This is a genomic window from Roseibium sp., from assembly GCF_965216085.1.
In the GTDB taxonomy this organism is placed as follows: Bacteria; Pseudomonadota; Alphaproteobacteria; order Rhizobiales; family Stappiaceae; genus Roseibium.
On record NZ_OZ244138.1, the window covers coordinates 121,389 to 146,283 of the forward strand.

The 24,895-nt window shown below is 56.4% G+C and carries 23 protein-coding genes; 12 read left to right on the plus strand and 11 right to left on the minus strand.

The window, feature by feature from the left end; genetic code table 11:
• Positions 1-12: 12 nt before the first annotated feature.
• Positions 13-309: a 50S ribosomal protein L28 gene (gene rpmB / locus ACOOFE_RS00635; RefSeq protein ID WP_420415653.1), complete on the minus strand. Its 297-nt coding sequence runs from the start codon at positions 307-309 to the stop codon at positions 13-15.
• Between the two features lie 341 nt (positions 310-650).
• Between rpmB and ACOOFE_RS00640 the strand changes: the two genes are divergently transcribed.
• From ACOOFE_RS00640 to ACOOFE_RS00650, 3 genes are all read left to right on the plus strand, one after another.
• Positions 651-1,481, plus strand: coding sequence for a DUF3108 domain-containing protein (locus tag ACOOFE_RS00640; protein ID WP_420413197.1), 831 nt, complete (start codon positions 651-653; stop codon positions 1,479-1,481).
• A 241-nt stretch (positions 1,482-1,722) separates the two neighbouring features.
• Positions 1,723-2,682: an acetyl-CoA carboxylase carboxyltransferase subunit alpha gene (locus ACOOFE_RS00645; protein WP_420415654.1), complete on the plus strand. Its 960-nt coding sequence runs from the start codon at positions 1,723-1,725 to the stop codon at positions 2,680-2,682.
• Between the two features lie 272 nt (positions 2,683-2,954).
• Positions 2,955-4,178 carry a L,D-transpeptidase family protein gene (locus tag ACOOFE_RS00650; RefSeq protein ID WP_420413198.1) on the plus strand — a complete coding sequence of 408 codons (1,224 nt, stop codon included), beginning with the start codon at positions 2,955-2,957 and terminating at the stop codon, positions 4,176-4,178.
• 113 nt (positions 4,179-4,291) lie between these two features.
• Here ACOOFE_RS00650 and ACOOFE_RS00655 read toward each other — a convergent pair whose 3' ends face one another.
• The 4 genes from ACOOFE_RS00655 to ACOOFE_RS00670 form a co-directional block, all read right to left on the minus strand.
• Positions 4,292-4,897 (minus strand): HD domain-containing protein, encoded by a 606-nt coding sequence (locus ACOOFE_RS00655; RefSeq protein WP_420413199.1) that lies wholly within the window; start codon positions 4,895-4,897, stop codon positions 4,292-4,294.
• 126 nt (positions 4,898-5,023) lie between these two features.
• On the minus strand, positions 5,024-6,502 hold the full coding sequence (iaaH, locus tag ACOOFE_RS00660; protein ID WP_420413200.1) for an indoleacetamide hydrolase: 1,479 nt from the start codon (positions 6,500-6,502) through the stop codon (positions 5,024-5,026).
• 106 nt (positions 6,503-6,608) lie between these two features.
• Positions 6,609-7,382: a helix-turn-helix transcriptional regulator gene (locus ACOOFE_RS00665; RefSeq protein WP_420413201.1), complete on the minus strand. Its 774-nt coding sequence runs from the start codon at positions 7,380-7,382 to the stop codon at positions 6,609-6,611.
• 76 nt (positions 7,383-7,458) lie between these two features.
• Positions 7,459-8,511 (minus strand): MaoC family dehydratase, encoded by a 1,053-nt coding sequence (locus ACOOFE_RS00670; RefSeq protein WP_420413202.1) that lies wholly within the window; start codon positions 8,509-8,511, stop codon positions 7,459-7,461.
• 201 nt (positions 8,512-8,712) lie between these two features.
• Here ACOOFE_RS00670 and ACOOFE_RS00675 point away from each other — a divergent pair, with 201 nt between their 5' ends.
• Positions 8,713-9,114 carry a GFA family protein gene (locus tag ACOOFE_RS00675; RefSeq protein ID WP_420413203.1) on the plus strand — a complete coding sequence of 134 codons (402 nt, stop codon included), beginning with the start codon at positions 8,713-8,715 and terminating at the stop codon, positions 9,112-9,114.
• A gap of 16 nt (positions 9,115-9,130) precedes the next feature.
• On the opposite strand, the gene ACOOFE_RS00680 is transcribed toward ACOOFE_RS00675, so the two are convergent.
• From ACOOFE_RS00680 to typA, 4 genes are all read right to left on the minus strand, one after another.
• Positions 9,131-11,137, minus strand: a complete 2,007-nt coding sequence (locus tag ACOOFE_RS00680) for a hydantoinase/oxoprolinase N-terminal domain-containing protein (protein WP_420413204.1) — start codon at positions 11,135-11,137, stop codon at positions 9,131-9,133.
• Positions 11,138-12,417: 1,280 nt separating this feature from the next.
• Complete coding sequence (locus tag ACOOFE_RS00685; protein WP_420413205.1) at positions 12,418-12,705, minus strand: GIY-YIG nuclease family protein; 288 nt, start codon at positions 12,703-12,705, stop codon at positions 12,418-12,420.
• Between the two features lie 211 nt (positions 12,706-12,916).
• Positions 12,917-13,477: a hypothetical protein gene (locus tag ACOOFE_RS00690; protein ID WP_420413206.1), complete on the minus strand. Its 561-nt coding sequence runs from the start codon at positions 13,475-13,477 to the stop codon at positions 12,917-12,919.
• 161 nt (positions 13,478-13,638) lie between these two features.
• On the minus strand, positions 13,639-15,462 hold the full coding sequence (typA, locus tag ACOOFE_RS00695; protein WP_420413207.1) for a translational GTPase TypA: 1,824 nt from the start codon (positions 15,460-15,462) through the stop codon (positions 13,639-13,641).
• A 249-nt stretch (positions 15,463-15,711) separates the two neighbouring features.
• On the opposite strand from typA, the gene ACOOFE_RS00700 reads away from it, so the two are divergent.
• The 5 genes from ACOOFE_RS00700 to ACOOFE_RS00720 all read left to right on the plus strand — a co-directional run bounded on the left by ACOOFE_RS00700 (position 15,712) and on the right by ACOOFE_RS00720 (position 19,558).
• Positions 15,712-16,140: a MarR family winged helix-turn-helix transcriptional regulator gene (locus ACOOFE_RS00700; RefSeq protein ID WP_420413208.1), complete on the plus strand. Its 429-nt coding sequence runs from the start codon at positions 15,712-15,714 to the stop codon at positions 16,138-16,140.
• Positions 16,137-17,348 carry a multidrug effflux MFS transporter gene (locus ACOOFE_RS00705; RefSeq protein ID WP_420413209.1) on the plus strand — a complete coding sequence of 404 codons (1,212 nt, stop codon included), beginning with the start codon at positions 16,137-16,139 and terminating at the stop codon, positions 17,346-17,348. Before ACOOFE_RS00700 ends, ACOOFE_RS00705 begins: the two co-directional genes overlap by 4 nt.
• A gap of 99 nt (positions 17,349-17,447) precedes the next feature.
• Positions 17,448-18,266, plus strand: a complete 819-nt coding sequence (gene folP, locus ACOOFE_RS00710) for a dihydropteroate synthase (RefSeq protein WP_420413210.1) — start codon at positions 17,448-17,450, stop codon at positions 18,264-18,266.
• A 1-nt stretch (position 18,267) separates the two neighbouring features.
• Entirely contained in the window at positions 18,268-18,798 is a 531-nt protein-coding gene (folK, locus tag ACOOFE_RS00715; protein WP_420413211.1) for a 2-amino-4-hydroxy-6-hydroxymethyldihydropteridine diphosphokinase, read from the plus strand.
• Positions 18,799-18,997: 199 nt separating this feature from the next.
• Positions 18,998-19,558, plus strand: a complete 561-nt coding sequence (locus tag ACOOFE_RS00720; protein ID WP_420413212.1) for an acyloxyacyl hydrolase — start codon at positions 18,998-19,000, stop codon at positions 19,556-19,558.
• A gap of 36 nt (positions 19,559-19,594) precedes the next feature.
• Here the strand turns inward: ACOOFE_RS00720 and ACOOFE_RS00725 are convergent, their stop codons facing one another.
• Positions 19,595-20,281: a hypothetical protein gene (locus ACOOFE_RS00725; RefSeq protein ID WP_420413213.1), complete on the minus strand. Its 687-nt coding sequence runs from the start codon at positions 20,279-20,281 to the stop codon at positions 19,595-19,597.
• A gap of 3 nt (positions 20,282-20,284) precedes the next feature.
• Positions 20,285-21,505 carry an argininosuccinate synthase gene (locus ACOOFE_RS00730; RefSeq protein ID WP_420413214.1) on the minus strand — a complete coding sequence of 407 codons (1,221 nt, stop codon included), beginning with the start codon at positions 21,503-21,505 and terminating at the stop codon, positions 20,285-20,287.
• Positions 21,506-21,751: 246 nt separating this feature from the next.
• Here ACOOFE_RS00730 and ACOOFE_RS00735 point away from each other — a divergent pair, with 246 nt between their 5' ends.
• Genes ACOOFE_RS00735 through ACOOFE_RS00745 form a run of 3 tightly spaced genes read left to right on the plus strand, consistent with a single transcriptional unit; the run spans position 21,752 to position 24,858 of the window.
• Entirely contained in the window at positions 21,752-22,141 is a 390-nt protein-coding gene (locus ACOOFE_RS00735) for a DUF3302 domain-containing protein (RefSeq protein ID WP_420413215.1), read from the plus strand.
• The gene (locus ACOOFE_RS00740) at positions 22,138-23,289 is read left to right on the plus strand and encodes an HlyD family secretion protein (protein WP_420413216.1); all 1,152 of its coding nucleotides are present in this window, start codon (positions 22,138-22,140) and stop codon (positions 23,287-23,289) included. The genes ACOOFE_RS00735 and ACOOFE_RS00740 overlap by 4 nt, the downstream gene beginning before the upstream one ends.
• Before the next feature lie 54 nt (positions 23,290-23,343).
• Positions 23,344-24,858, plus strand: coding sequence for an efflux transporter outer membrane subunit (locus ACOOFE_RS00745; RefSeq protein WP_420413217.1), 1,515 nt, complete (start codon positions 23,344-23,346; stop codon positions 24,856-24,858).
• Positions 24,859-24,895: the final 37 nt, after the last annotated feature.

The following is a 24,895-nucleotide window of genomic DNA, read 5'->3' on the forward strand; positions in this document are numbered from 1 at the left end:
ACCCCTTAAGGGTTAAGCTGCAGCAGCTTCTGCCTGCTTGCGCTTGATGCTGACTTTGATCTTGCGTGCGCCGTCAGACAGTTCAGCGTCGGATGCTTTCAGCAGGTATGCGTCCAGGCCACCGCGGTGCTCGACGGAGCGCAGTGCGTGTGCGGAGACTTTCAGCTTGAAAGTTTCGCCCAGTGTGTCGCTCATCAAAGAGACGTTGCACAGGTTCGGCAGGAACCGGCGGCGGGACTTGTTGTTTGCGTGAGAGACATTGTTGCCGGTCATCACGTCTTTACCGGAGAGTTCGCAACGGCGAGCCATCATATCACCTTTTGTTTTTGTGGCTGGGCCGTTACAAGAACCCAGCAAGACCAACCGGAAGCGGCGCGGACCTGAGGCCCGGCGACATCGTCTCCGGCAATTCTCGGAAAAAGTTGCCCCGCTATAAAGGCAGTGCGCGTCAACGTCAAGACATCTCCACGCCTTTGGCACGATTCAGTGCTTTTATTCCGATTTTGCGCTGGCGTTAACCAGTGAGTTACCAAGATTTAGAAGAATTGTCCCGGTTCGTGGGGCTGATTTTCATGTTACTATTAACCCTGCGGAACATCCTTGGCGCGGGGGCGCGAACGCTGCCGGTGAGTGCAGCGCGGAGGTTTAAAGTGTTTGGTATAAAGTCAATTGGACGGATTGCTGTACTGCCATTTCTGGCTGGCGCGCTGTTAATTTCGCCTGCTGAGGCGAAAAAGAACCATGTGGGCGGTGTCTATTCCATTTCGATCGCCGGGTTCAAGGTTGCCAAGGGGACGCTCTCTTTGGTGATGCAGGGCAATGCCTATTCCGCCAAGGTCAGCATGGCACCGGCGGGGATCGGAACACTTTTTTCAACCGGCAAGGGCGGTGCGGAAGCGTCCGGCTGGCTGGTGGGCTCTAAGGTCGTGCCGTCCAGGTACCGCATGGCGTCTCATGCCGCGAACCTGGATTTTTACGTCAACCTGAAACAGGGATCCGGCAACATACGCCGTATGGAAGTTGCGCCGAAATTCAAGCCGAATGCGGAACGGATCAAGGTCACCAAACGCCATCGCCGCAATGCCATGGACCCGCTCAGCGCCGCGTTGATGCCGGTGCGCAGAGCCAAAGACAGCCTTGGGCCAAAGGCGTGTTCGCGCAAATTGCCGATCTTCGATGGCTGGACGCGGTTTGATATCAAACTATCTTATCAGGGCATCAAAGAAGTTTCTGGCCGTGGCTATGACGGTCCGGTGGTTGTTTGTAAGGCCCGCTGGGTGCCGGTGGCCGGTCACCGGCCGTCGAAAGCGTCAGTAAAATATATGGCGAAGGCCCCAATGGAAGTCTGGATCGCGCCGATGGGCCGCAACAATGTTTTGATCCCCTACCGGATTTCGATTGCGACCAAAAGCGGACGCCTGCTGGTTGAAGCTTCCAAACTGAATATCGATGGCAGCGGCAGCGACCAGGCAGCCCGATAACGCTCGAGGCGGCTTAAGAGAACTCGTTTACGCGTGGCCATCGGAATTGGCGTTTTGCATGCCGGTTATGACCGCCAAATTCCTCCAAAAGTCACGATGGGTCAGCAGAGCAACACTTGCGCCCCTTCGCGTCTCTTGATACAGCCCTTCCCGATATGCCGCCGGGACGCACTTGTTCCAGGTACTTCTTTCCGGATCCGATGATACGCTCGGGTCCGTCATGTTTCAGGTTAGCGAGTACATGCACAGCTATTTGGAATTCGAAAAGCCCGTCGCCGACATTGAAGGCAAGATCCAGGAGCTGCGTGCTTTGGCCGCAGAAGATGGGGAAGTCGTCCATGTCGAAAGTGAAATTGACCGGCTGAAAGCGAAATCCGCCCAGACGCTGCAGGATATTTACGGCAAGCTGACGCCTTGGCAGAAAACGCTGGTGGCACGCCATCCGGACCGGCCGCATGCGATCGAATATATCACCGGTCTTGTTGAAGATTTCACGCCGCTCGCTGGTGACCGGAATTTCGCCGAAGACCATGCGCTCATTGCCGGTATCGGCCGGTTCCGTGGTCAATCTGTTGCGCTGCTCGGCCAGGAAAAGGGCCACGACACCGAAACGCGATTGAAGCACAATTTCGGCATGGTGCGTCCGGAAGGCTACCGCAAGGCTGTTCGTGTCATGGAAATGGCTGAACGTTTTGGTTTGCCGTTGATCAGCTTTGTCGACACGTCTGGCGCATATCCGGGACGGGGTGCAGAAGAGCGTGGTCAGTCCGAAGCGATTGCCCGCTCCACGGATGCCGGTCTTGGCCTTGGAACTCCCTCGGTCGCGGTTGTGATCGGTGAAGGCGGCTCCGGCGGCGCGATCGCCATCGCCACGGCCAATAAGGTCCTGATGATGGAACACGCGATTTATTCGGTGATTTCACCGGAAGGAGCGGCATCCATCTTGTGGCGCGACAGCGCGAAAGCTCAGGACGCGGCCACAGCCCTCAAAATCACGGCGCAGGATCTGAAACAGCTCGGCGTGATCGATGGTATTGTCGATGAGCCGGTTGGCGGTGCGCACCGCGCTCGCGAAATCGTCATCGACACTGCAGGGGCCGCGATTGAAGCAGAGTTGAAACAACTGTCCGGCCTCAGCTCAGATCAGTTGCGCAAGCAGCGTCGCGAAAAATTCATCGCGATCGGCCGCACGCTCTCTTAAAGCGGGAAAACAGCAAACTATTCACGAAAGGCCGCCGGAAGGCGGCTTTTTGCCATTGTGTGGCCAGAATTTGCCGTCAATCAGGCATTGCTGCGATGGGATTACGATTTGCTGTGCTTATCACCGGAATGTGGTTCGCTGCGGTTCAGACAATACAGTAACTTATCGTCAACCATCCTTGCCTAGCTTTGGCGTGGGGGCGAGATGGGCGTTTTTGAGCCGATGGCTGTGAAGCCGTTGGATCAGAGATCCGATCAGTTTGGGACAGTCATATGATTTTCGGGCGTTTCCCGTCTTCGGCGGACAGCCAGCGTATTGCAGACACCACCGGCTCCAAGCGCACACCCTTGCGTATTGCTGCAGCTTTAATGACGGCTGGTTTCCTGGCGGGGTGTCAGGCCGATGAATTTGCCTCCGGTCCAAACCGGCACAAGGCTCCGGTCAACGCTTCGATCAAGCGCAAGATGACCGATCTCAACATGTCCTCGACATCGCCGATCATGATCCGGATCTTCAAGGAAGAATCGGAATTGGAAGTTTGGAAAAAGACACGCACCGGCAAGTTCAAACTTCTGGAAGAATTCGAGATCTGTAAATGGTCTGGCAAGCTTGGACCGAAATTCAAGGAAGGCGACCGGCAGGCACCGGAAGGGTTTTATGAGATCACCCCGTCCCTGATGAACCCAAAATCCAGCTATCACCTTGCTTTTAATCTCGGCTATCCGAACAAGTACGACCGCTCACACAATCGCACCGGATCACACCTGATGGTCCATGGCGCGTGTTCCTCGCGCGGCTGTTACGCGATGACCGATGCGCAGGTGACAGACATTTATGCGCTCGCCCGCGACAGTTTCAAAGGTGGTCAACGCACGTTCCAGGTTCAGGCCTTTCCGTTCCGGATGACGGCGGAAAACATGGCGCGTCACCGGAATAATGAGCACATCGACTTCTGGCGGATGCTGAAGACGGGTTACGACCACTTTGAGGTGACCAATACGCCGCCGAAGATTTCTGTCTGCGAGAAAAAGTATGTTTTTGATGCGACCACACTGGTCGATGGCGTTCCATTCCGTGCCAGCTCAAAATGTCCAGCCTATGAAGTGAACCCGCGTATTGCCATGGCCGTTCAGGCTAAGCAGAACCGGGATGACGAAAAGTTTCAAAAGCTTGCCGCACGAATGGATGCCAAGGAAGAACTTAAAAAACGCTGGGAAGCACGCCAGAAGACATTTGCTAATGCCATTTCCACCGGCGAGGCTGATGCTCCGCAAACTGCGGCAACCGAAACTGCTGCAGCCCCTGCCACGCCCGCTCCTGTAACGGTAAGTCCGGCAGAAAAGCAGCCAGTCGAAACGGCCTATGCAGCTAAGGAAAGTTCGCCGGGCCGGTCAGCAACCGGGTTCTTCAAACGCTGGATACCGTTTGGCTCAAAAGCCGCGGAAGCTGGTGTTGGTCCGATTTCAACCGAGGTGGTTCCCGCGGCCAAGCCGTGATCGCATAAGGCTAGAGCATCCTGCGTTCAGGTGAACGCAGACAAAGTGCTCTACCACTTTAAAATCGATCAGCTTCTGGCTGTTCAAGCGATTCCACCTGAACAGACGCTGATCTAGGCGGTCAATTTGGGTAGTCCCACTGAAATACCTTCCCGGAGAACCTCCGGGTCATAGGCTTTGCGAGCAAAGACCTCGCGCACCATCGGCTCAAAGGTTTCGATCGGTTCGCTTTGATAGCCGGGGTCGAAGGATGCTTGGTCCCAGCGCTCACAAAAGTCGGCACATGCCTGATAGTGGATGTGATCCTTGAACTGGTCGCGCGCGTTTTCATCCCAATTGTAGTGTTTTGCGTAGTAGAGCATCTGGAAGATGCCATGGTGCTCGACCACCCAGGCAACTTCATCTCGGACAAAGGGCCGGAGAACCTCGGCAGAGAATCTGTCATGGTTCTGCGGAGCCAATCCATCACCAATGTCATGGAGCAGAGCACCAACCACCCAGTCGATATCCGCACCTTCCCGGAGTGCTCGGGTTGCGGATTGCAGGCCATGCTCCATGCGGGTGATCTTGTAACCCGTCATGGTGTCCTCACCCTGGCGCTTCAGTTCCGCCAAGATCCGCTCGGCAGTCAGCGCATGAAACGGCTTTTCGGCCTCGGCCAAAAGGTCATAGTCTGCCTTGGTGCCATCTTTCATTTGAGTGAAGGAAACGGTTTTCATGGCCTCATCTCTCCGCTGTTTTAGCGGTATAATGAGCTGGTGTTGCTGTGTCTGTCTATATCGATTGCGACATTGGAAAGTGTGTTCCGCGCCACGCTCGAGGTGGCGCGAAACAGTTTGAGGCTGTTATTGGCGTTGTGGTCTTGGCGTTTCAGGCAAAACCGGCTCTAGCGCCAATCCAATCGCGAGCAAGTGCCGGTCTGAAAATGCGGGGCCATCCAGCTCTAGTCCCACCGGCAGGCCGTCTTTTGTCAGTCCGATTGGCAGCGACAGGCCCGGAATTCCCGCATTCGAACCAGGATCGGTGTTCCGGATGAATGTTTGAAAAGTCGGAACTTCTTCGCCGTTCAACGTCACAGTCATGTCGGAGCCTTGAATGGGCTGTGCTGGAAGTGGCGTTGTCGGGAACGCAATCGCGTCCAACTTGTTGGCAGCGAAGAGTTCTGCATAGGCGGCCTGTAGCTGAGGGCGCAGGTCGTTGATTGATGTTTCATAAATCTCGTTTGGAATGGCCTGGTCTCCAAGAATGAGATTGTCGAACACAAATTTTACATCCGGACTTGCGACCTGGGCGGCGACGTCTTCAAGGGACTGGCCAGTGTTGTTGTCTTTTAGAAACTCTGCAAGGTCACGCTTCACCTCCCAAAGGGCGATTGGAAACCCAATCTTGCCGGCAAGATCGGCGATTGTCGTCGTATCGACCGGAACCAGCGCTACGCCTTCCGCCTCCATCACAGCGAATGCCGCCTTCATCAAACGATCTGTTTCTGGGTCGACGTTCTCATTGAAGGTCGCGGGAACGCCTATGCGAATGGTTTTCAGATCAGCCGCAGTTAGCGCTGCGCCGGTTCCGGTAATAATACCGTCAATCAAGACCAAGTCTTCGACAGACCGCGCCAATGGGCCGGCTGTGTCGCGGGTCTTCGAAATCGGTATGATTCCCCCCTGCAGATACCGCCCGCTGCTGGGGCGCAGGCCGGCGACGCCGTTGAGAGCTGCCGGAATGCGCACCGATCCTCCAGTGTCGGTTCCAAGTCCTGCTGGTGCTAGGTGCCCGCCGACAGCGGCTCCTGTGCCACCGCTGGAACCACCGGCAAAGCGGCTCGAATCGTACGCATTGGCGACCGCCCCAAACGCGGCATTGTTGGAGGTGATTCCGAAGGCCAGTTCATGCAGATTTGTTTTGCCAAGAAGGATTGCACCGGCCTCTTTCAGTTTGGCCAGAACTTGGGCGTCTGAGGATGGAACCCAGTCTTTTAACGCAGGTGTGCCGCCGGTCGCGGGTAGTCCTTCAGCTGCAATGTTGTCCTTCACCACAATCGGGACACCATGCAGTGGGCCAAGCTCCGCGCCATCTTTTTGGAGGGTGTCTGCGGCTTTTGCTGCTGCACGTGCGCCGTCTGGATCGAAGGTGATGTAAGCCTTGCCGGCGTCATTACCGGTGCGGTCTATCAGAGCTTCAACCAGTTCCAGGGATGTCATATTGCCGTCAGCGATGGCTTTTGCGGCCTCAGACGCCGTGAGCTCGGTTAGATCCGAGGCGGACAGCGCTGGACCGGCGGAGAGTAGAAAAGCGAGTAGGCTCGCCTGAAAGTACCGTTTCATGGAAGGTCCCTTTGGTCATTGTTTTTGGGAGTTTCATGAAACAGCAGCGATTGTGCGGCCACATCCTCAGGATTGAGGAGGCGCTGCGGTGAATTCGCCGTGCGGGTCAATTCAGCCGAATGCCGTTGATCTCGGCAGCAAGTGTTGCCCGGCCAACTATGCCGGATTTTTGGAACACATTTCCGAGATGCGTTCGGACTGTTGTTACCGATATCCCGAGGCTTTCAGCGATCTCGGCATCCCGGTGACCGCAAACAGCCAGCCGGACAACATCGGTCTCCCGCGCAGTTAGACCAAATCGAGCGGCCCAATCCTCAATCCGCCGGTTGGGATCGGCGGCGTTCAACTGCCGTTCGAAAGCGCGGATCGAGCGTAGCGCATTGGCATAGGCTTGGCCGATTGCCTCCAGGATTTCGATGTCCCGCCGGTCAAAAGTATCCCGGTTCCGGCTGCGCCAGATGCGGATGTCGCCGATATGTGCGGCCCCCTCATGGGCATGGAAATTCATGCCGTGACAGAGCCCATCGCGGGCGAGAAAGTCATTAAAGAACTCGGTTTTGGCGAGCTCTTCCTGGGCGAGGATCTCATTGACATGAGTTGCACGGCGGCGACGGCGCAGATTTTGGGTAATCGGGTCGCGGTACTGGTAGTAGCTCTCGTATGCGGCGAGATTGGCCGAGTTCATGTTGATCGAAACGCGCCCGGTGTCAGAAGCTGTCTCCGCACTCCAGACATAGGAGGCGAAATAGTCGGCCTTTAACAGATCCAAAAGCCGCTCGCCGACGCGGCTCCGCAGCTCCGGACCATCGCCAATCCGGGTCAGATCCTGCATGATCTGAACCAGCACAGCAGTTTCGCGGGACGAAAGGGTCGTCAGCATGGCTCCTCCAACGGGAAGAGTATAGCCCGGCGCAGCGCGGCGGGCCAACCCTCTCCGGCTGACGGAGTAACCTGGCTTACTTCGGCATCAAGGCCCAGTAGTCAAAATCGAGAATGACACCGTCTTCGTAGTTGCCCTCAGCATCTTTGAGTGGGAAATCGGCGCAAGCCCGGTTTTTGGTCGCGACGAGGCGCAAGCGGAGGGCCGCGACATCAGAGCGGCCGTCAATCTCGGCCTTGTCCAGCACTTCAGACCAGGCATAAACGGTATCACCGGCAAAGAGCGGTGCAACATGCCGCCCGCCGTTGATCCCGGCGACGTGGAAAGCATTGGCGAGGCCATTAAAGGACAGCGCCCGGGCGAGCGAAATCACATGGCCGCCGTAAATCAAGCGCTTGCCGAAGCGGCTGGCCGATTCCGTATGCAGGTTAAAATGCACCTTCGCTGTGTTCTGATAGAGACGCGTCGCCATCTGATGTTCGGCCTCTTCCACGGTCATGCCATCGACGTGGTCGACCTTTTCGCCGATCTCATAATCGTCAAAACGGAACGGCGACCCGGACAGATCATTGTCCCAGTGGGCTGTATCGAGCAGCGGCACCGCATTGCCAAGCGCCTGTGGATCAATCGCCGCCGGTAGATCCGGGACCAGAGCATCCGGCGGCGGGCTGGCGATATCGCGTTTCTTCACCATGACCCAACGGACATAATCGAGCACTTCGGTGCCATCGTCCGAATAACCCGTGGAGCGGACATAAACGACGCCGGTCTTGCCGTTGGAGTTTTCTTTTTTGCCGATGACTTCAGAGACGGTCGACAGCGTGTCGCCTGGATAAACGGGCGCGAGGAACCGGCCGCCGGCATATCCGAGATTGGCGACAGCGTTCAGAGAAATGTCCGGCACGGTCTTGCCGAACACCACATGGAACGTCAGCAGATCATCGGCCGGAGCATGGGCATACCCAAGAGACTTGGCAAAGGCATCAGAAGACTGAACGGCAAAACGGGAGCCGTAAAGGGCGGTATAAAGCGCCTGGTCGCCGGCTGTGACCGTGCGCGGTGTCGCGTGTTTGATCACCTGGCCGATCTGGAAATCTTCAAAAAAATTGCCCGCGTTCGTCTTGCTCACCGATGCCTCCCAATTCATTTGCGTTGGCCGGATTAAAGCCTCTTGCGGTGCACAATGGCAAGCACGACCTTGTGCGAACGCCGTGGCGGCAGGTGTGGCTTGTTCCAAGCAGCGTCTTGTGGTTCCGGAATTTGTGAATTGTCCTAGTTCTAGGACAGTGTTTCAAAAGGAACTGTTTCTGGAGCAAAGGACGTCGATGTAATGGACCGCTACGAGATCTCCTGTGATTGCAAGGCCGTCACAATCGCGCTGGAGGGCGTGCCAAAGGTTCGGGGCCATTGTCATTGCAACGCCTGCCGAAGGTTGCTCGATGTTCCATATCATTCCGTCACAGCCTGGAACCCGGATCAGGTCGAGGTCGTCAAGGGCGATGACAATCTGATCTCTTTTCAGCATCCGGACCTGAAGATGAAAAAGATCTTTTGCGCCGACTGCGGTGAAGTCCTTTACAACACCAATGCTGTCGACTGGCGGGTCGTTTCACAAAGGCTGATCGCTAAGAACTTCGGTGGTACCGTTCCGGGCGCACTGACCTCTCAAAGTCACTTCTTTTATGCTTCCAGGATCATCGACGTCGATGACGACCTGCCGAAAAAGGAATGAGATGGCCTAACAAACCTTAGACCGCGACTCTCGGTCTGCCGTTTGCCTCGACCGCGATCTCGGCTTCGATGAACATGGTGCGCCCTTCAACTTCCGCTGTGCGAACATCGCGGTGAGCCGAAACCTGGATGCCAATTGCCCCGGCTTTTTTCACAGCATTGAAGGCATCTTCCCAAAGCGCTGTTTCAAGCCGGTCCAAGGCAGCGTCCGCATCTTCGAAATCCTCAGGGCCCGCCTCCAGGTGCACCCGGTAATATCCATCGGATGGCGAGGTGATTGTTCCGCTGCGGCGTAAAGTGATGCGGCCGACGACGGCACCTATGGCATTGGCAACACCGGCATGCTTCGGGAGCAGCATCCGGCATCCCAGGCGTTCACCGACGGCCGGGTAATAAGTTGGAGCGGAGGCGCCCAGTCCAACGACATCGACATTGAGGCGGGCCTGCAGTGCGATGAAACCGGAGTGGCCGGAAAGACCGGCCTGCAAAAGTTCGTGACGCGCCAGCGCATGGGGGCTTTCTTCGAATCGCTCGCCTTCTTCTGTAAAAGCTGCTTCGAGCAATGTGTCCACGGTTTGCCGGGTGAGCTGGTCAATGATGATCTGCGCCAAGGCTTCTGCGCTGGGCGCTAGAACTTCGCCATCTCCACGCCTGCGCCGGGCTAGGCTCGTAAGGGCAAGGTGTGCTGCCGCGCCATCCCAGGCATTGAGCAGCCCGAGAACATGGGCTGCATCCGAGGGAGTTATTCCGGAGACTTGCACCAGTCCGCGATCGATCAGGCGTGTCAGCGCACTGCTTTCCATCCGTTTTTGGACAACCATCGAAACCGGGCGGACACCGCTGCCAATGCGCTCCATCAGTTGCGCTTCCAGTGGCTGAAGACCATGCCCGGCCATTGCGCCGCCAACACGGCGGACAAACCGTCCGTCATGATCGCCCGGGGTCTCGGACCGGGCCTGCTGTTCCAGAACCGGCAGGACACTGTCGGGGTCAAGGCTTGCCATCAGCGAGACGGGCAGCACACGCTTTGGCCCAAGGCGCACACCGCCGCTCAGCCCCTTGTCGAGAAGGTGAACCTGGCTATCTCCGCCGAGACCGCTGGTGCGCATGGCAACGGCCTCGACCATTGTCCGGAAAGATCCGACCTGCGCACCATCCGGGTCGATTGCCGGGCGCCCGTTGCGAACAAGGGCAATATCCGTGGTGGTGCCGCCAATGTCGGAAACCAGGGCGGTATCGGCGCCTGTCAACCAATGGGCCCCAACCACGGAAGCGGCTGGCCCGCTCAAGATGGTTTCGATCGGCCGCAGCTGGGCCTCGCTCGCGGTCATCAGCGCTCCATCGCCGCGCACGACCATCAGAGGGGCCGTTACGCTCAAGTCCAAAAGAGCGTCTTGTGCACGGCCGATCAGACGGTCGATCATGCCGACAAGGCGGGCATTGAGCACGGCGGTTAGCGCCCGTTTCGGGCCATTGAGCTTGGCCGACAGCGTATGTGACGTGGTGACCGGCAGGCCCGCAATCTCCGCCACCTTTTCTGCCACAGCGATCTCGTGCGCCGGATTTCTTGTTGCAAAACGGGCGGCAACGGCAATGGCTGTCACGCCGGGGTCCAGGGTGTTCAGAAAGGCATCCAGCGCCTCAGCATCAAGGGGCGCGGCCTCTGTGCCGGCGTGGTTGTGACCGCCACGAAGCAGCAGCACCGGATCGTTCTTCAAGGCCTTGCTCAATCCGGCGCGTTCAAGGTCATTTTCCGCAAACCCGATGGCAATCAGCGCCACCCGCGCGCCCTGATCTTCAACCAGCGCATTGGTCGCCAGCGTCGTCGACAGGGACGCCAATCCGACCGAGGCGGGATCGATTTCCGCTTGTGCCAAGGCCGACTGGACAGCCTCTTTGATGCCGTCTGCCAGATCGTGCCGGGTGGTAAGGGCCTTGGCCGAGGCGACAACCTCTTCTTCGCCGCGCAGGATGACCGCGTCCGTGTAGGTGCCCCCTGTGTCGACCCCGAGGTTGAATGTCATGTCCCGTCCTTTTGCTTTGACCGGCCGCTCTTCTGATCAGCGTTCCGATGGATACTTTTTTGAAAGGGCTGTCAAACAATTTCAGCGGTGCAGCATGAGGCGAGGGATTCGCAGGCGGGGGCATTTTAAGAGTTGCGCAGCGGACGGATTTTTATGTGGATTCCAGTCGGTTTTTCGTCGGTTCGGACGACTGGATCCCCGCATAAAGCGGGGATGACCGCCGAGAGGACTTTCCGGCGGTGTCACCCCAACCCTGTCCGGATAAGTCGGGTAGATCTTGTATTTCTTGACGAATTTCTATGCTTTTCCCGGATATCTGGTTCTTCAGACATCAAACTCCCGCCACCGGTTGTTCCCTTCTCCGTCTTTGAGGTGGAGAGAGGCGCAAGATGCAGGTCCGTTCGAGTAAAGGCTCTCCAGGCTAAACCGGACAGCAATGAGCTTGATCCGGTAATCCAAAGCAGGAGTGAGGGCCGGTATCACTGCGATGAACGGGCGATCGGCAACGGACTGCGGTCCAGCGCCAAGTGCGCCGCAAGGTCTCCCTCCGGCGTTCGGTCAAAAAACTCTCCTGAAAGTCACAGGAGTGGCGGAGCGCGGAAGGCTTTCACCTTGCGCTACTTGTTCAAAGTGATTCTTCGGCAAAAGCGCACCGCGCTCCGCCCAGGCTGTTTCTCATGGCAATGGTGGATCCGACTGCCGGACAGGCGCTTGAATGTCGCCATCCCCGCAACGCGCCCTCCGGAGCCGCACCGCTCCACCCGGGATTACGGTTCCCAGGATCATTACCACCGGACCTGCCAAGACACATACGTTACATGTGCCTCCCAGCCCACGCCCGACCTGTTCCCTTCCAAAGGACGGTCCCCCGGAAAGCCCGGTGAACAGGCACGGGAGAAGTATACGGGCAGTGGGGAGGGGCGTGGATAAGATTTATTGTGGTGTCAGGAGGGGCAACTAACTTCGGTTGTCATCCCCGCCTGCGTGCGGGGATCTATTGGTTCCTGAAATGTTTGGGATTGGATGGAGAGTGGCAGTCCGGGTTTGAACAGCAAATCACCTACGGCGGATGGTGAGCTGTGGATTGGATCCCCGCACAAGACGGGGATGACCAAAGTGGGAAAGGCGGGGCCTTGACTACAACCGCGGTCGTCACCTTGGACTTGTCCGGGCGGTCTCCCATTTCCAGCGCAAAAAAGGAAAAGGCGTAGCCTGACTGCTCCGACTGACGTCATCCCCGCCTTGTGCGGGGATCTATCTTGCTTGCCGATGGCCTGCGTCTATCGGTTTAGATCCTCATAAAGATCCCGCCACTCGGGATTGTCTGCCTCAACCGACCGTATTTTCCATGCCCGCGGCCATCGTTTTAGCCGTTTTTCCCGGCGGATCGCCTCTTCGGGCGTTTCATAGGTTTCATAATAAACCAACCTGGTCACGTCATAGCGGCGTGTGAAGCTGTCCGCTTGTTTTTCGCGATGTTCATGGATGCGGCGTGCGAGGTTGTTGGTAACCCCGGTGTAAAACGTCCCGTTCTTGCGGCTTGCCAACAGGTAGACATAAAACGCCATAAGATATTGTGAGCGCGATTGGACCCCCGCACAAGGCGGGGATGACCGCTGCGGGGAAGGCGATGGCCTTATCACAGCCACAGTCATCAGCCCCTGAATTTGTCCTGACGACAACCATTTTCCAGCACCAAAGGGAAAGGCACAGTCTCACCGGTCTGACCGGTGTCATCCCCGCTTTATGCGGGGATCCATTGGTGCCGTTTGCACTCGATCAGCAGGTTTTCGGTGGTTGCGTGGGGTCTGAACAAAAACATGCTCGCAAAGTGGTAACCGTTGCAGCCAGATTATCGTAATCGACCCACTCGAAATATCGCTGAAGAACGTTGAATGAGACTGTTTTTTGGTCACCAAATTTTTCATTCAGCGCATTAGTTGGAACTGCACAAAAAACCCACTGGCTTGCATCCCAATGATTGGCATCGATTTCAGGATTGTTGTGCATCGCAAATATGTAAACGTTGCATAGCCGCTCTGGGGTATCCAAGACGACGGTTAGGTTGTCTTCCTCAAAATACTGTTTTTGTTTTTTTATGTTGTAACTCAAAGTTTTGGATGGTCCCCAAACTTGTCTTTTGGCTGCTTGTTTTACTTGTATCGTGACTGGTCCCGAGACTATATCCGCATAACCCCAACCACCAGCGTGTTCGTACCGATTACCTAACGCCTCTAGAACAATTAGTTCGGCGACTTCGCCTCTGTGGGTATTGTCAATTAAGTCGCCGTTGCGCATCAGTGCGAAGAGTTTGTCTTTTAAATCTTCAGGAGTAATCATTAGTTGACCTTTTCTGAAGTCGATAGATCGAAATTGTATGTCGTCCGGTCACTAGGATAGGGTGATTTCCTGCGTTTCGGGAAAGGGTAAACAGCATGAGCAATAAAACAAAAAACCCGGATCTTTCGACCCGGGCTTTTTAATCACAAACTCAAAAACGCTTAGGCGCTTTCTTTGTTGGCGGCGCGTTCGGCGCGTTTGCGCTCGTGCGGGTCCAGAAGCGCCTTGCGCAGGCGGATGCTGTCCGGGGTCACTTCCACCAGCTCATCGTCGGCGATGTAGGAAAGCGCGGCTTCCAGGGTCAGTTTGATCGGTGTGGTGAGCTTCACCGCGTCGTCCTTGCCGGCAGAGCGGATGTTGGTCAGCTGCTTGCCCTTCAGAACGTTGACTTCCAGATCATTGCCGCGGGTGTGTTCGCCGACAATCATGCCCGGATACACCTTGGTGCCCGGATCGATCATCATCGGGCCGCGGTCTTCCAGGTTGAAGAGGGCGTAAGCAACGGCTTCGCCGGTGCCGTTTGACAAAAGCACGCCAGTGTGGCGGCCCTGGATCGGGCCCTTGTAACCTTCATAGCCGTGGAACAGGCGGTTGAAGATGGCAGAGCCACGGGTGTCGGACATCAATTCGGCCTGATAGCCAATGAGGCCGCGGGTCGGGGCGTTGAACACCAAGCGGGTGCGGCCGCCGCCGGACGGCTTCATTTCCAGAAGGTCCGCTTTACGTTCCTGCAGCTTCTGAACAACGGCGCCGGAGAACTCTTCGTCCACGTCGATGATGACTTCTTCGATCGGCTCCAACCGGTTGCCGTTTTCGTCCTGTTGGAAAACAACCTGCGGACGGCCGACGCCCAGCTCGAAACCTTCGCGGCGCATGTTTTCAATCAGGATGGCCAGCAGAAGTTCGCCGCGGCCAGAGACCGTGAAGGCGTCCGGCTCGTCGGTTTCTTCGACTTTCAAGGCAACGTTGCCTTCGGCTTCTTTCATCAGGCGCTCGCGGATGACGCGGGACTGAACTTTGGAGCCTTCGGTGCCGGCGAGCGGGCTGTCGTTGACGCGGAAGGTCATGGAGAGCGTCGGCGGATCGATCGGCTGGGCCTGCAGGGCGTCGTCGACATCCGGCGAACAAATTGTGTCGGCAACGGTCGCCTTGGTCAGGCCTGCAATGGAGACGATGTCACCGGCTTCCCCTTGGTCGATCGGCTGGCGCTCAAGACCGCGGAACGCGAGAACCTTGGAAATCCGTCCGGCTTCGATCTGCTTGCCGTCGCGGGACAGCGCTTTTACCGCCATGTTCGGGGTTGCGGTGCCGGAGACAATGCGGCCTGTCAGAATACGGCCGAGGAACGGGTCGGACTGAATGGTGGTTGCCAGCAGCTTGAAGGAACCCGGCTCAGACTTCGGCGCTTCGACCTTGTCCAGAACCATCTCAAAGAGCGGCTCCATGTTGTCCTGAGGACCTTCTGGCTCCAGAGCCATCCATCCCTGTTTGGCGGACCCGTAAAGAACCGGGAAGTCGAGCTGCTCTTCGTTGGCATCCAGAGAAGCAAAGAGGTCGAAGACTTCATCCAGCACTTCATCGGCGCGTTGTTCCGGCTTGTCGATCTTGTTGATCGCAACAATCGGCTTCAGGCCAAGTTTCAACGCCTTGCCAAGCACGAATTTGGTCTGCGGCATCGGGCCTTCGGCAGCATCGACCAGGAGGATCACACCATCAACCATGTGCAGGATACGCTCGACCTCACCGCCGAAATCGGCGTGGCCCGGAGTGTCCACAATATTGATGCGGGTGTCTTTCCACTCTAGCGAGGTGACCTTGGCAAGAATGGTAATGCCGCGCTCACGCTCGATGTCGTTGCTGTCCATCATCCGTTCTTCGGTGCGCTGGTTGTCGCGGAACGCACCGGATTGCTTCAATAGAACGTCAATGAGTGAGGTTTTGCCGTGGTCAACGTGTGCGATGATGGCAATATTTCGCAAGTTCATGAGTTGGGCTCCAAAAGACATGAAGCGGGCCCGTTAGGAGCCCGCAGCACGTCTGGATAATAATTTCCGGGATCGGCTCATTTGCCGAATTTGGCGCCTTATATACGCGCAGTGCGACAATTGTGCAATGCAGTGGCAGTTCTGCTCATTGACAGAAGTGCGGTCGCACCCTAGTTAGTAAGGTATCCTTATTAAATTGCTGCTATCTGGTGGGTTATGACCTTACCTCCCCCCAATGTGGGCGTGACAATGTTGATCGTTGATTTGGCGCGGATGCTCCGCCGCCGCTTTGAGGCTGCCTTGTCGGATGTCGAGACGGGACTGACCGTCGGAGAAGCACGGACGCTGTTTTATGTCTGGCGGATGCCAGGCCAGCGGCAGGCTGTGCTGGCTGATGCCATGTATGTCGAGCCGATGACCCTGGTCGGTTATCTGGACTCTCTGGAAAAGGCGGGGTTGATCAAACGCTGCCCGGATCCATCAGACAAACGCGCGAAGTTGATTGAATTGACGCCAGAGGCTGACCCGCTTCTGGAGAGCATCAGTGTCGCCCTGGAAGGTGTGCGCACCAAGGCGCTGGAAGGTGTAACCGGTGAAGACCGGGCAACTCTGGAACACCTTCTTCAAAACATGAAAGACAGCCTGTTCCTGCAATCGGCCAACGGGAAGGGCAAATGACGGAACAAGCGTCCATGATGAGTGCGCGCAGGACCGCGCTTTTGGGCGCCGGCCTGGTGGCTGTCGGGCCGATATCGATGGCGCTTTACACGCCAGCGATGCCAACGCTCGTGGAGGTGTTCGGCACGTCCGATGCCGCCGTCAAACTCACACTGACGTCCTATTTTGCGGGCTTTGCGGCCACACAGTTGATTTGTGGCCCGCTCACCGATGCTTTTGGCCGCAAGCCTGTAACCATCCTGTTCCTCGGCATCTATCTGGTATCGAGTGTGCTTGCGACTTTCAGCCCAACAGTGGAATTCATGGTTTTTGCCCGCGCGCTTCAGGGTGTCGGTGCGGCGATCGGTATTTCCGTGTCGCGAGCGCTTGTCCGCGATCAGTTCACGGGGCAGGATTCGGCGCGGATCATGAACACGATTGCCATGATGCTGGCACTTGGGCCGGCGCTGTCGCCAACCATCGGTGGTTTTGTGCTCGAGCTCTTCGGTTGGCGGGAAGTTTTCTGGTGCATGGTGATCTATGGCCTGGCCTTGATGGCAGCTGTTACGGTTTTTCAGGTGGAAACCAACCGGTATCCGGGCAAACACCACCTCAATCCGCGGCAGCTCGGGATCAATTACTTGGCTCTCATTAAAGATCCTCGGTTTTTGGCGCCGGCACTTTTGATTGGCTGCGGTCTTGGCAATATTTATGCATTGGCAACGGTCTTACCGTTTGTCCTGATTTATAAAGTTGGTTTGACGCCGTCCGAGTTTGGCCTGACCATGATTTTGCAGTCCGGGTCGTTCATTTTGGGGACGGTGATTACCGGACGATTGTTGAAGGTAACTGATGCGCATCGGCTGGTGCCCTTCGGCCTGGTGATGCTGATTGTCGCGTCCTGCGTCATGTGTTTTCTGACACTCACACAGCCGCTTTCCATCACCACCGTGATGGCCCCAGTAGCGCTGTTTGTGTTTTCGCTGGCCTTTGTGCTGCCAGCCAGTTTCACCGAATCCATGGCGCCCTTTCCGCATATTGCAGGCGCTGCGGCCTCTATGCTTGGATTCCTGCAATTTGGCGGCGGGGTGGCCGCGAGCCTGATCATCGCTCTGGTAGGTGATCCGGTCTTGGGGCTTGCCTTGGTGCTCCCGGCTATGCCGGTTCTCGGTGTCGTGAGTTATCTGGTGCTCAAAAGCCAAAGTTCTCAGCATGCGGCAGCTGAATAGCGCCTCAAATTGTTCCAGTTCCGGCCTGGTGCTGCCGCTGCTTGACCTTGGCTATTGAAGCGGGCATTCAGGCAGTCCTGAGTTATCAAGGAACTGAGAATGGCCAAGGCCGCCAGCTACGCTCTGCCAACACGCCGTGCCCATGTCATGGGTATTTTGAATGTCACGCCGGATTCTTTTTCTGATGGTGGCCGATTCAGCGCGGCCGATGTTGCGCTTGAGCATGCCAAATCCATGATCGCAGAAGGCGCGGATCTTCTGGATGTCGGGGCAGAGAGCACCCGTCCCGGGTCGACACCGGTCGAGCTGGATGAAGAATGGGCGCGCCTTGCGCCAATCCTCGAGCCAGTTATCGATTTGGGCATTCCCGTATCCATTGATACGTATAAGGCAGAAATTGCCCGGCGGGCTGGATCCGCTGGGGCTGCATTGGTCAACGACGTTTGGGGCTTACAAAAAGATCCGGCGATGGCCGATACGGTTGCAGAGCTTGGTCTTCCTGTGGTGATGATGCACAACCGGGATGAGGCGGACGCCGAGATAGATATCCTCGCCGACATCGACCGGTTTTTCGAAACCTCAATGTCTTTGGCCGATCGGGCCGGTATTGCGCGGGATAAACAAATCCTCGATCCGGGTTTTGGTTTCGGCAAAACCATCGATCAGAATTTTGTCATCCTGAACCGGCTTGAAACCTTGAAGAAACACGGACTACCGATCTTGGCGGGCGCCTCGCGGAAACGCATGATTGGGGCGGTTCTTGGTGTCGAAACGGATGAGAGGCTGTATGGCTCGATGGCCGTGCATATGACGGCGATCCAAAATGGTGCAAGCATCATTCGGGTTCACGATGTGCGTCCACACGCCGATTGTGTGCGTATGCTGGACGCAACACGTTTGGAACGGAACCCAGCCTAGTATGACATCTGAAGACATGATTTCAGCTCCCGCTAATGCCAAAACTCCGACGCGATGTGCCTTGGGACTTGGATCCAACATTGGCGACACGTTTGCGCAAATTGAAAAAGCCCTGGAGCTTTTAAATGCAAGCGATGGGATCACTGTTGTCGCGCGCTCGTCTGACTACCAGACGCCGCCATGGGGACCGGTTCCGCAAGATGATTTCAGGAATATCTGTGTTTTGGTTGATACGGTTTTGTCGCCGCACGCGCTGCTGAAACGGTGTTTGTCGATTGAAACCGAACTGGGGCGGGTCCGGGAGATCCGCTGGGGTCCACGTACCATTGATGTTGATGTGCTGATTTACGGGCTGGAGACCGTCAATGACCCAGATTTGGAACTTCCGCATCCGCGAATGAGTGAACGGGCCTTTGTCTTAATCCCGCTTGCCGAGATCTGGCCGGATGCGCCGCTTGGCGCGGGAGTGACAGCAGCAGAAGCTTTGAAAACCTGTCCTGATCAAGACGGTGTTGTCAAAATCGATGGCTGACCGCATCTGCAAGTAGATGCAAATCCACTTTGTTTTTCGCGCCGGAGCATTAGATGCCACAGGCTCTGATTGTGTCTCAGCGGTCACAGCTGTAAATAATTATTAAGAATTTGGAACAGATGCCTTTTGGAGGCTTGCTTAGCGCGGTTGGTTGATTAGTGTGGCATGGAAACCACGTGGATCGAACAGGGGGGCACTGATGATCCGTGTAATATATGCGGTCGGATCAACCTGTCTGGGCCTTCTGATGGCATCCGCCGTGCAAGCGGCTGACCTGTCCGGAAACACTGGTCCGCGCCATGAAGTCCGTGGCGGGGTCATGTATCACGACACGATGAACCGGGAATCTGGCGTTGATCTCAACGTCGAGTATTTGAGCCGGTTTGCTGCCTTCGATCTTTTTGTCCCTGTTGTTCAGTGGCGGGCCACGTTTCGTCCGCATGTCGGCGGCAGCCTGAATACGGCGGGCCATACCAGCTTTGTTTACGGCGGCTACAGCCTAACTTTAGATCTAACGGACCGCATATTCGTCGAAGGTAGCTTCGGCGGCATGGTCCACAATGGTGTGCATGTCAGTGCGGACAGAAGCCGCCTGAGCCTTGGCTGTAATGTCATGTTCCGCGAGAGTGCGTCTGTAGGCTTTCGGATCAACGACCAAATCAACGTGTCCGCCATGGTCGAGCACGGCTCAAATGCGGGCATGTGCGAAGCCAACAACGGCATCACCAATGCTGGTGTCCGGGTAGGTTATACGTTCTGATTTGATAGAGCCAAAACTCAAGAAACAGTTTTCTGATCAGGCAAGCTTTGCAAAGCTCTCCATATGAAACCGCGCATGATCCGGTGCCTGGGCGACGTCCTTGCCGATTGGACAAGCGTGGCGGGCGAGGCAACCGGCCCAGCAGGCCGCGTCCGGAGTATCTCTTAGATAGGCTAGGCAGCGCGGGACGTCGTAGCCGTCTTTCAAAGAAATGGCATTCACGGGACATGCACTGATGCAAGGTTTTTCCTGGCAGGCGCCGCAAGGTCCTGGCGAGCCCAATTTTTCAGAAGTTTCGAAGTGGATTGGCGAAACAAACGCAGCCCGCAGTCCCGCCCAGGGACCGTATTTCGCGTGTGCCAAAAGACCAAACGGGCTTTGTGTAAACCCGCCGCACTTCAGAGCCCAGCGTTGAATGGGATAATAAGGCGGCCCGTCGAAAACAAAGAGCGGCGTTAAGCCAAATTCACCTGCAAGGTTGGTGAGAACCCGGCGGGTAAACCGGTCCATAGGATCGGATTTTCCGTCGGTAGCTTCAGAGGTCTGGCGGTAGCTTTGCCAGAAAGATTGACCGGCGCTGCCGATCATGAGGACCGTGCGGGCCGGTTTTCCATTTTTTGGTGCTGGCACCTGGTCGTCTTCATCCGGGTGGAAGCCGCCAAAGGACAAAAATCCCGCTGCGACCAGCTTCTTGGAAAAGCGGGTTGCAGCGGGAAGATCCATGATTTAGCCGAGCTGGTTGCGCTTGGCGAGCGTGCGCAGACGCAGCGCGTTCAGCTTGATGAAGCCGGCGGCATCTTTCTGATCGTAAGCCCCCTGGTCGTCTTCGAAGGTGACCAGTTCTTCAGAGTAGAGGGAATACGGCGAAGCGCGGCCAACAACGATGACGTTGCCTTTGTAGAGTTTCAGCGTGACGGTGCCGGTGACATGCTCCTGGCTCTTGTCGATCAAGGCCTGCAGCATTTCGCGCTCCGGAGAGAACCAGAAGCCGTTGTAGATCAGCTCTGCATAGCGCGGCATCAACTCATCTTTCAGGTGGCCGGCGCCACGGTCGAGCGTGATCGATTCCATCGCCCGGTGCGCCTGAAGAAGGATGGTGCCGCCCGGTGTTTCATAGATACCGCGGCTCTTCATGCCGACAAACCGGTTTTCGACCATGTCGAGGCGGCCAATGCCATTGTCGCGGCCATAGTCGTTGAGCTTGGCAAACAAGGTTGCCGGAGACAATTTTTCGCCGTTCAGGGAAACCGCATCGCCTTTTTCAAAGCCGATTTCGATTTCGGTGACCACATCCGGGGCCTTGGTCGGGTCGACGGTGCGCTGGAAGACATATTCCGGCGCTTCCTCGTTCGGGTCTTCCAGAACTTTACCTTCTGACGACGAGTGCAGCATGTTGGCGTCGACCGAGAACGGGGCTTCGCCAAGCTTGTCTTTTGGAACCGGGATCTGGTTCTTTTCTGCGAAATCCAGAAGGTCGGTCCGCGACTTGAACGACCAGTCACGCCAAGGTGCGATCACCTTGATGTCCGGGTTTAGCGCATAGGCCGACAGTTCGAAGCGAACCTGGTCGTTGCCTTTGCCGGTGGCGCCATGGGCAATGGCGTCGGCGCCGGTTTCTTCCGCAATTTCGATGAGACGCTTGGAAATCAGCGGACGGGCGATAGACGTGCCGAGCAGGTAAACGCCTTCATAGACCGCATTGGCGCGGAACATTGGGAACACGAAATCCTTGATGAACTCTTCGCGCAGGTCATCAATGTAGATTTCCTTGATACCGAGCATTTCGGCCTTTTTGCGCGCCGGTTCCAGTTCCTCACCCTGGCCGAGATCGGCCGTAAAAGTCACCACTTCGCAGCCGAATTCGGTCTGCAGCCATTTCAGGATGATGGACGTGTCGAGGCCGCCGGAATAGGCCAGCACGACTTTCTTGATATCACCATGCGCCATTTAGGGAAGGTCCAGTTCGTGTGTTTTAGCGGAAGAGCCGCATCGTTGAAAATTTGCGGCAATTTAGCCGGTTCTTTGGGTCGCGCAAGCCCCCGAAACGGTCAATTTTGCGGCTTTTTGGCATGAGATGAGGATCGGGCAACAGATTGTCCAAAATTGATAAAGAGACTTGCTTTTGGATCTTTGGCGTCTGAGGGTGTTCTGAAACGTTAATTCATCGGTTTCGGGTGCCGACGCGGAGGGGCAATGGGCCTGATTGATTTCAAACTGGACAGCTATGATTACCTGACTTTTTTTATCGGGGTTCTGGCGGTCATCGCGTTTTTCTATGTGATGATCACGCTCGGTGGTCTTCCGGGAAAACTCGCGGAAAAGCGCAAGCACCCACATGCGGATTCCGTCAAGTTGGGTGGCTGGATCGGGCTGTTCACTGTGTTTCCTTGGATCCATGCGCTGATGTGGGCCTATCACGACAGTCTGACCATCGATATACGGAAACTGCCGAAGGGGGCCGAAATCACGCCGGAACCTGACGGTGACACAGGGCTGGCGGCCAGTGCATCTGTTCAAGCCGAAGGGGTGTCTGAAGCGACAGAAACTCAAAAAAATGCTGGTGAACCAGGAGGCGCTGCATGACCATCGCGCTTCTTATTGTCGCCGTTTATGCGATCGTCTGCTGGGTCGTCTTTTACAAATACAAACTTTTGAAATTTAACATTGTCTGGGGCGTGGTGACGTTCTGGGTCGGTTTCCATGTCTTGTTTTTGCTGGTGGTTTTCCTGCGCTTTTTTGCCCCTTACACCATCGATGGGCATGTGATCCGCCAAACGGTTCAGATTGCGCCGCGCTTGCCGCATCCAACAATGCTCCAGGAAGTTTATGTTGCCCAGAACCAGCCGGTGAAAAAGGGCGACAAGCTCTATCAGTTCGAGACGACGCTTTATGCAGCGCAGCTTGCAGAAGCCGAGGCCAATCTCGTTGGCGCGCAGCAAAACGCACAAATACTGCAAGAGGATATTGCGCAGGCCCAGGATGCTCAGGCAGAGGCGGAAGCCAATGAGAGCTATGCGGCGGAGCAAGTCACCCGGTATACTAACCTCGTGCCACGTGGCGGTGCCAAACAGGAAACATTGGACAAGTGGACTGCGCAGCTGGCGGCCGCAAAGGCCCAGGTCGCGGAGGCGGCCGCCAATGTGAAAAAGGCGCAATTGGCGGCTGATGCGCAAGTGGACGGAGTCAACGCACAAGTCGCTGCCGCGCAAGCCCAGGTGGATCAGGCGCAGTATTATCTGGACCAGACGACCATTTATGCGCCGGAAGATGGCAAGATTATCAGCCAGCAAGCGCGGCCGGGTCTCGTCGTTGGTGGTTTCCGGATTGGGTCGATCGCGGCGTTCGTCGCCGATGCCGATCCCTATTTCTTGGCGACTTTCTATCAAGAGCATTTGAAATTCGTTGAGCCGGACCAGCCGGTCGAGGTCGCGCTGGATATTTATCCCGGTCAGGTGTTCACCGGTAAAGTGAAAGCCATCTGGGAAGGCACAGGGCAAGGCCAGATTAAGCCGAGCGGAAATGTGCCGAATTTCCTTTTCATGAGCCCACAAGGCCGGTTCGCGGTGGAAATTATCTTGGATGACGATCCGGCCTTGAAGCGGTTCCCAGGAGGAGCGCATGGCGCAGCTGCGATCTATACGGGTGGCGGCGGCGAATGGGTGTCGGTGTTGCGCCGGGTAAATATGCGCCTTTATGCCTGGGTCAATTTCATCATTCCGTTCGATGTGTAGGTAATGCTGGTGAACTTGTTTCGACATTTTCGAAGATTTGCCGGGTTGGCGTGCATGCTGATCCTGTCCGGCTGCATGGTCGGTCCGGATTTCGAGCGTCCGGAAGCACCGGTCCTCGACAGCTGGAGCAAAGGTGCCAATCTGCCGGTCGATCATCGGACCGGCTTCACCAGCCGGAGTGCCGTCTCCGTGCCATGGTGGCATGTATTTAAGGATGAAACGCTGAATGGCCTGATTTCAGAAGCCTATCAGCAGAATGTGGAACTGCAGGCAGCGGGAGTTCGGGTCTATCAGGCCCGCGCGCAGCTCGGAATTGCCCGGGGGGAGCTCTTCCCGCAGGTTCAGGAGATCAAGGGAAATTCGGAAAACATCCGCTTCAGCACACGTGATCCGTTCATTCGGGATTTAGAGCGTGTTGGGCTGGTCGATAGTCATATCTCCCGGGTGTCGGTCGGTTTCGATGCGGTTTGGGAGATCGATGTCTGGGGCAAGATCCGGCGTGATGTTCAATCGGCAAATGCGAACCTGGGGGCCAATCTGGCTTCTTACGACGATGCCTTGGTGACGCTGACCGGCGACATCGCAGCCACCTATGTCACCATTCGCGAATTGCAGCAGCTGATTGGCTCCAGCCGGAAAAATGCGGCCTTACAAAAGAAATCTTTGAACCTGACCCGTTTGCGCCTGGAAAACGGCGCCGCGACCAAGCTCGACGTGGATGAGGCCACGGTTCTTTACAACAACACATTGGCGGCCATTCCGGGCTATGAGGCCGAGCTGGCGCAAGCTTTTAATGCGATGAGCGTTCTCTTGAGCGAAGCGCCCGGCAAAATGAAGACGCGCCTGTCCAACAAGTCCGGGTTCCCGCGTGTGCCGGCGGAAGTTGCGGTTGGTGTGCCGGCAGACATGCTGCGCCGGCGGCCGGACATCCGGCAGGCGGAATACATCGCAGCGGCTCAATCGGCTCAGATCGGCGTTGCCAAAGCGGATCTCTTTCCCGCCTTTACAATCGCCGGGGCGATCGGGGTTCGGGCCGACGACTTTTCAAATCTGTTTTCCGGCGGTTCGACAACCGGCTTCATCAATCCCGGGTTTTCCTGGAATTTTTTGAATTATGGCCGGATCAAAAACAATGTCCGGGTGCAAGATGCCAAGTTCCAGGAAGCCTTGCTGAACTACGAAAACACGGTTCTGTCCGCTTATGCCGAGGTGGAGAATGCGCTGATAGCGTTTTTGCGGTCCAAACAGCAGGCGGTTTATTTGCGCAGAAGCCTTCGTGCGGCGCGCAGTTCCGTTGGCGAAGTTGAGGCGCAATATGAAGACGGCACGGCGTCTTACAATCGCGTGGTGGATGCGCAGAAAAATTTGTTGGTTGCCGAAGAACGGCTGATTGCGGCAGAAGCCAATGTGCTGACCAATTTGATCGCGGTCTATAAGGGGCTCGGCGGCGGCTGGGTACCGGAAAATGTCGACGGGCTGATTTCCGACAAGACCCGCCAACAAATGGCGGACCGCACCCGCTGGGGACAGCTTTTGGATAAGCCTGTGGAAGACAAGGGGAAAAGTTAGAGCTTGGGGGCATAACACATGCCCTCAAATGTGTGCT

Excerpts from the sequence above, each read along its gene's own strand:
- rpmB (WP_420415653.1), bottom strand. The coding sequence starts at position 309 with ATGGCTCGCCGTTGCGAACTCTCCGGTAAAGACGTGATGACCGGCAAC.
- ACOOFE_RS00645 (WP_420415654.1), top strand. The coding sequence starts at position 1,723 with ATGCACAGCTATTTGGAATTCGAAAAGCCCGTCGCCGACATTGAAGGC.
- ACOOFE_RS00650 (WP_420413198.1), top strand. The coding sequence starts at position 2,955 with ATGATTTTCGGGCGTTTCCCGTCTTCGGCGGACAGCCAGCGTATTGCA.
- ACOOFE_RS00655 (WP_420413199.1), bottom strand. The coding sequence starts at position 4,897 with ATGAAAACCGTTTCCTTCACTCAAATGAAAGATGGCACCAAGGCAGAC.
- iaaH (WP_420413200.1), bottom strand. The coding sequence starts at position 6,502 with ATGAAACGGTACTTTCAGGCGAGCCTACTCGCTTTTCTACTCTCCGCC.
- ACOOFE_RS00665 (WP_420413201.1), bottom strand. The coding sequence starts at position 7,382 with ATGCTGACGACCCTTTCGTCCCGCGAAACTGCTGTGCTGGTTCAGATC.
- ACOOFE_RS00675 (WP_420413203.1), top strand. The coding sequence starts at position 8,713 with ATGGACCGCTACGAGATCTCCTGTGATTGCAAGGCCGTCACAATCGCG.
- ACOOFE_RS00680 (WP_420413204.1), bottom strand. The coding sequence starts at position 11,137 with ATGACATTCAACCTCGGGGTCGACACAGGGGGCACCTACACGGACGCG.
- ACOOFE_RS00685 (WP_420413205.1), bottom strand. The coding sequence starts at position 12,705 with ATGGCGTTTTATGTCTACCTGTTGGCAAGCCGCAAGAACGGGACGTTT.
- ACOOFE_RS00690 (WP_420413206.1), bottom strand. The coding sequence starts at position 13,477 with ATGATTACTCCTGAAGATTTAAAAGACAAACTCTTCGCACTGATGCGC.
- typA (WP_420413207.1), bottom strand. The coding sequence starts at position 15,462 with ATGAACTTGCGAAATATTGCCATCATCGCACACGTTGACCACGGCAAA.
- ACOOFE_RS00700 (WP_420413208.1), top strand. The coding sequence starts at position 15,712 with ATGTTGATCGTTGATTTGGCGCGGATGCTCCGCCGCCGCTTTGAGGCT.
- ACOOFE_RS00705 (WP_420413209.1), top strand. The coding sequence starts at position 16,137 with ATGACGGAACAAGCGTCCATGATGAGTGCGCGCAGGACCGCGCTTTTG.
- folP (WP_420413210.1), top strand. The coding sequence starts at position 17,448 with ATGGCCAAGGCCGCCAGCTACGCTCTGCCAACACGCCGTGCCCATGTC.
- folK (WP_420413211.1), top strand. The coding sequence starts at position 18,268 with ATGACATCTGAAGACATGATTTCAGCTCCCGCTAATGCCAAAACTCCG.
- ACOOFE_RS00720 (WP_420413212.1), top strand. The coding sequence starts at position 18,998 with ATGATCCGTGTAATATATGCGGTCGGATCAACCTGTCTGGGCCTTCTG.
- ACOOFE_RS00725 (WP_420413213.1), bottom strand. The coding sequence starts at position 20,281 with ATGGATCTTCCCGCTGCAACCCGCTTTTCCAAGAAGCTGGTCGCAGCG.
- ACOOFE_RS00730 (WP_420413214.1), bottom strand. The coding sequence starts at position 21,505 with ATGGCGCATGGTGATATCAAGAAAGTCGTGCTGGCCTATTCCGGCGGC.
- ACOOFE_RS00735 (WP_420413215.1), top strand. The coding sequence starts at position 21,752 with ATGGGCCTGATTGATTTCAAACTGGACAGCTATGATTACCTGACTTTT.
- ACOOFE_RS00740 (WP_420413216.1), top strand. The coding sequence starts at position 22,138 with ATGACCATCGCGCTTCTTATTGTCGCCGTTTATGCGATCGTCTGCTGG.
- ACOOFE_RS00745 (WP_420413217.1), top strand. The coding sequence starts at position 23,344 with ATGCTGATCCTGTCCGGCTGCATGGTCGGTCCGGATTTCGAGCGTCCG.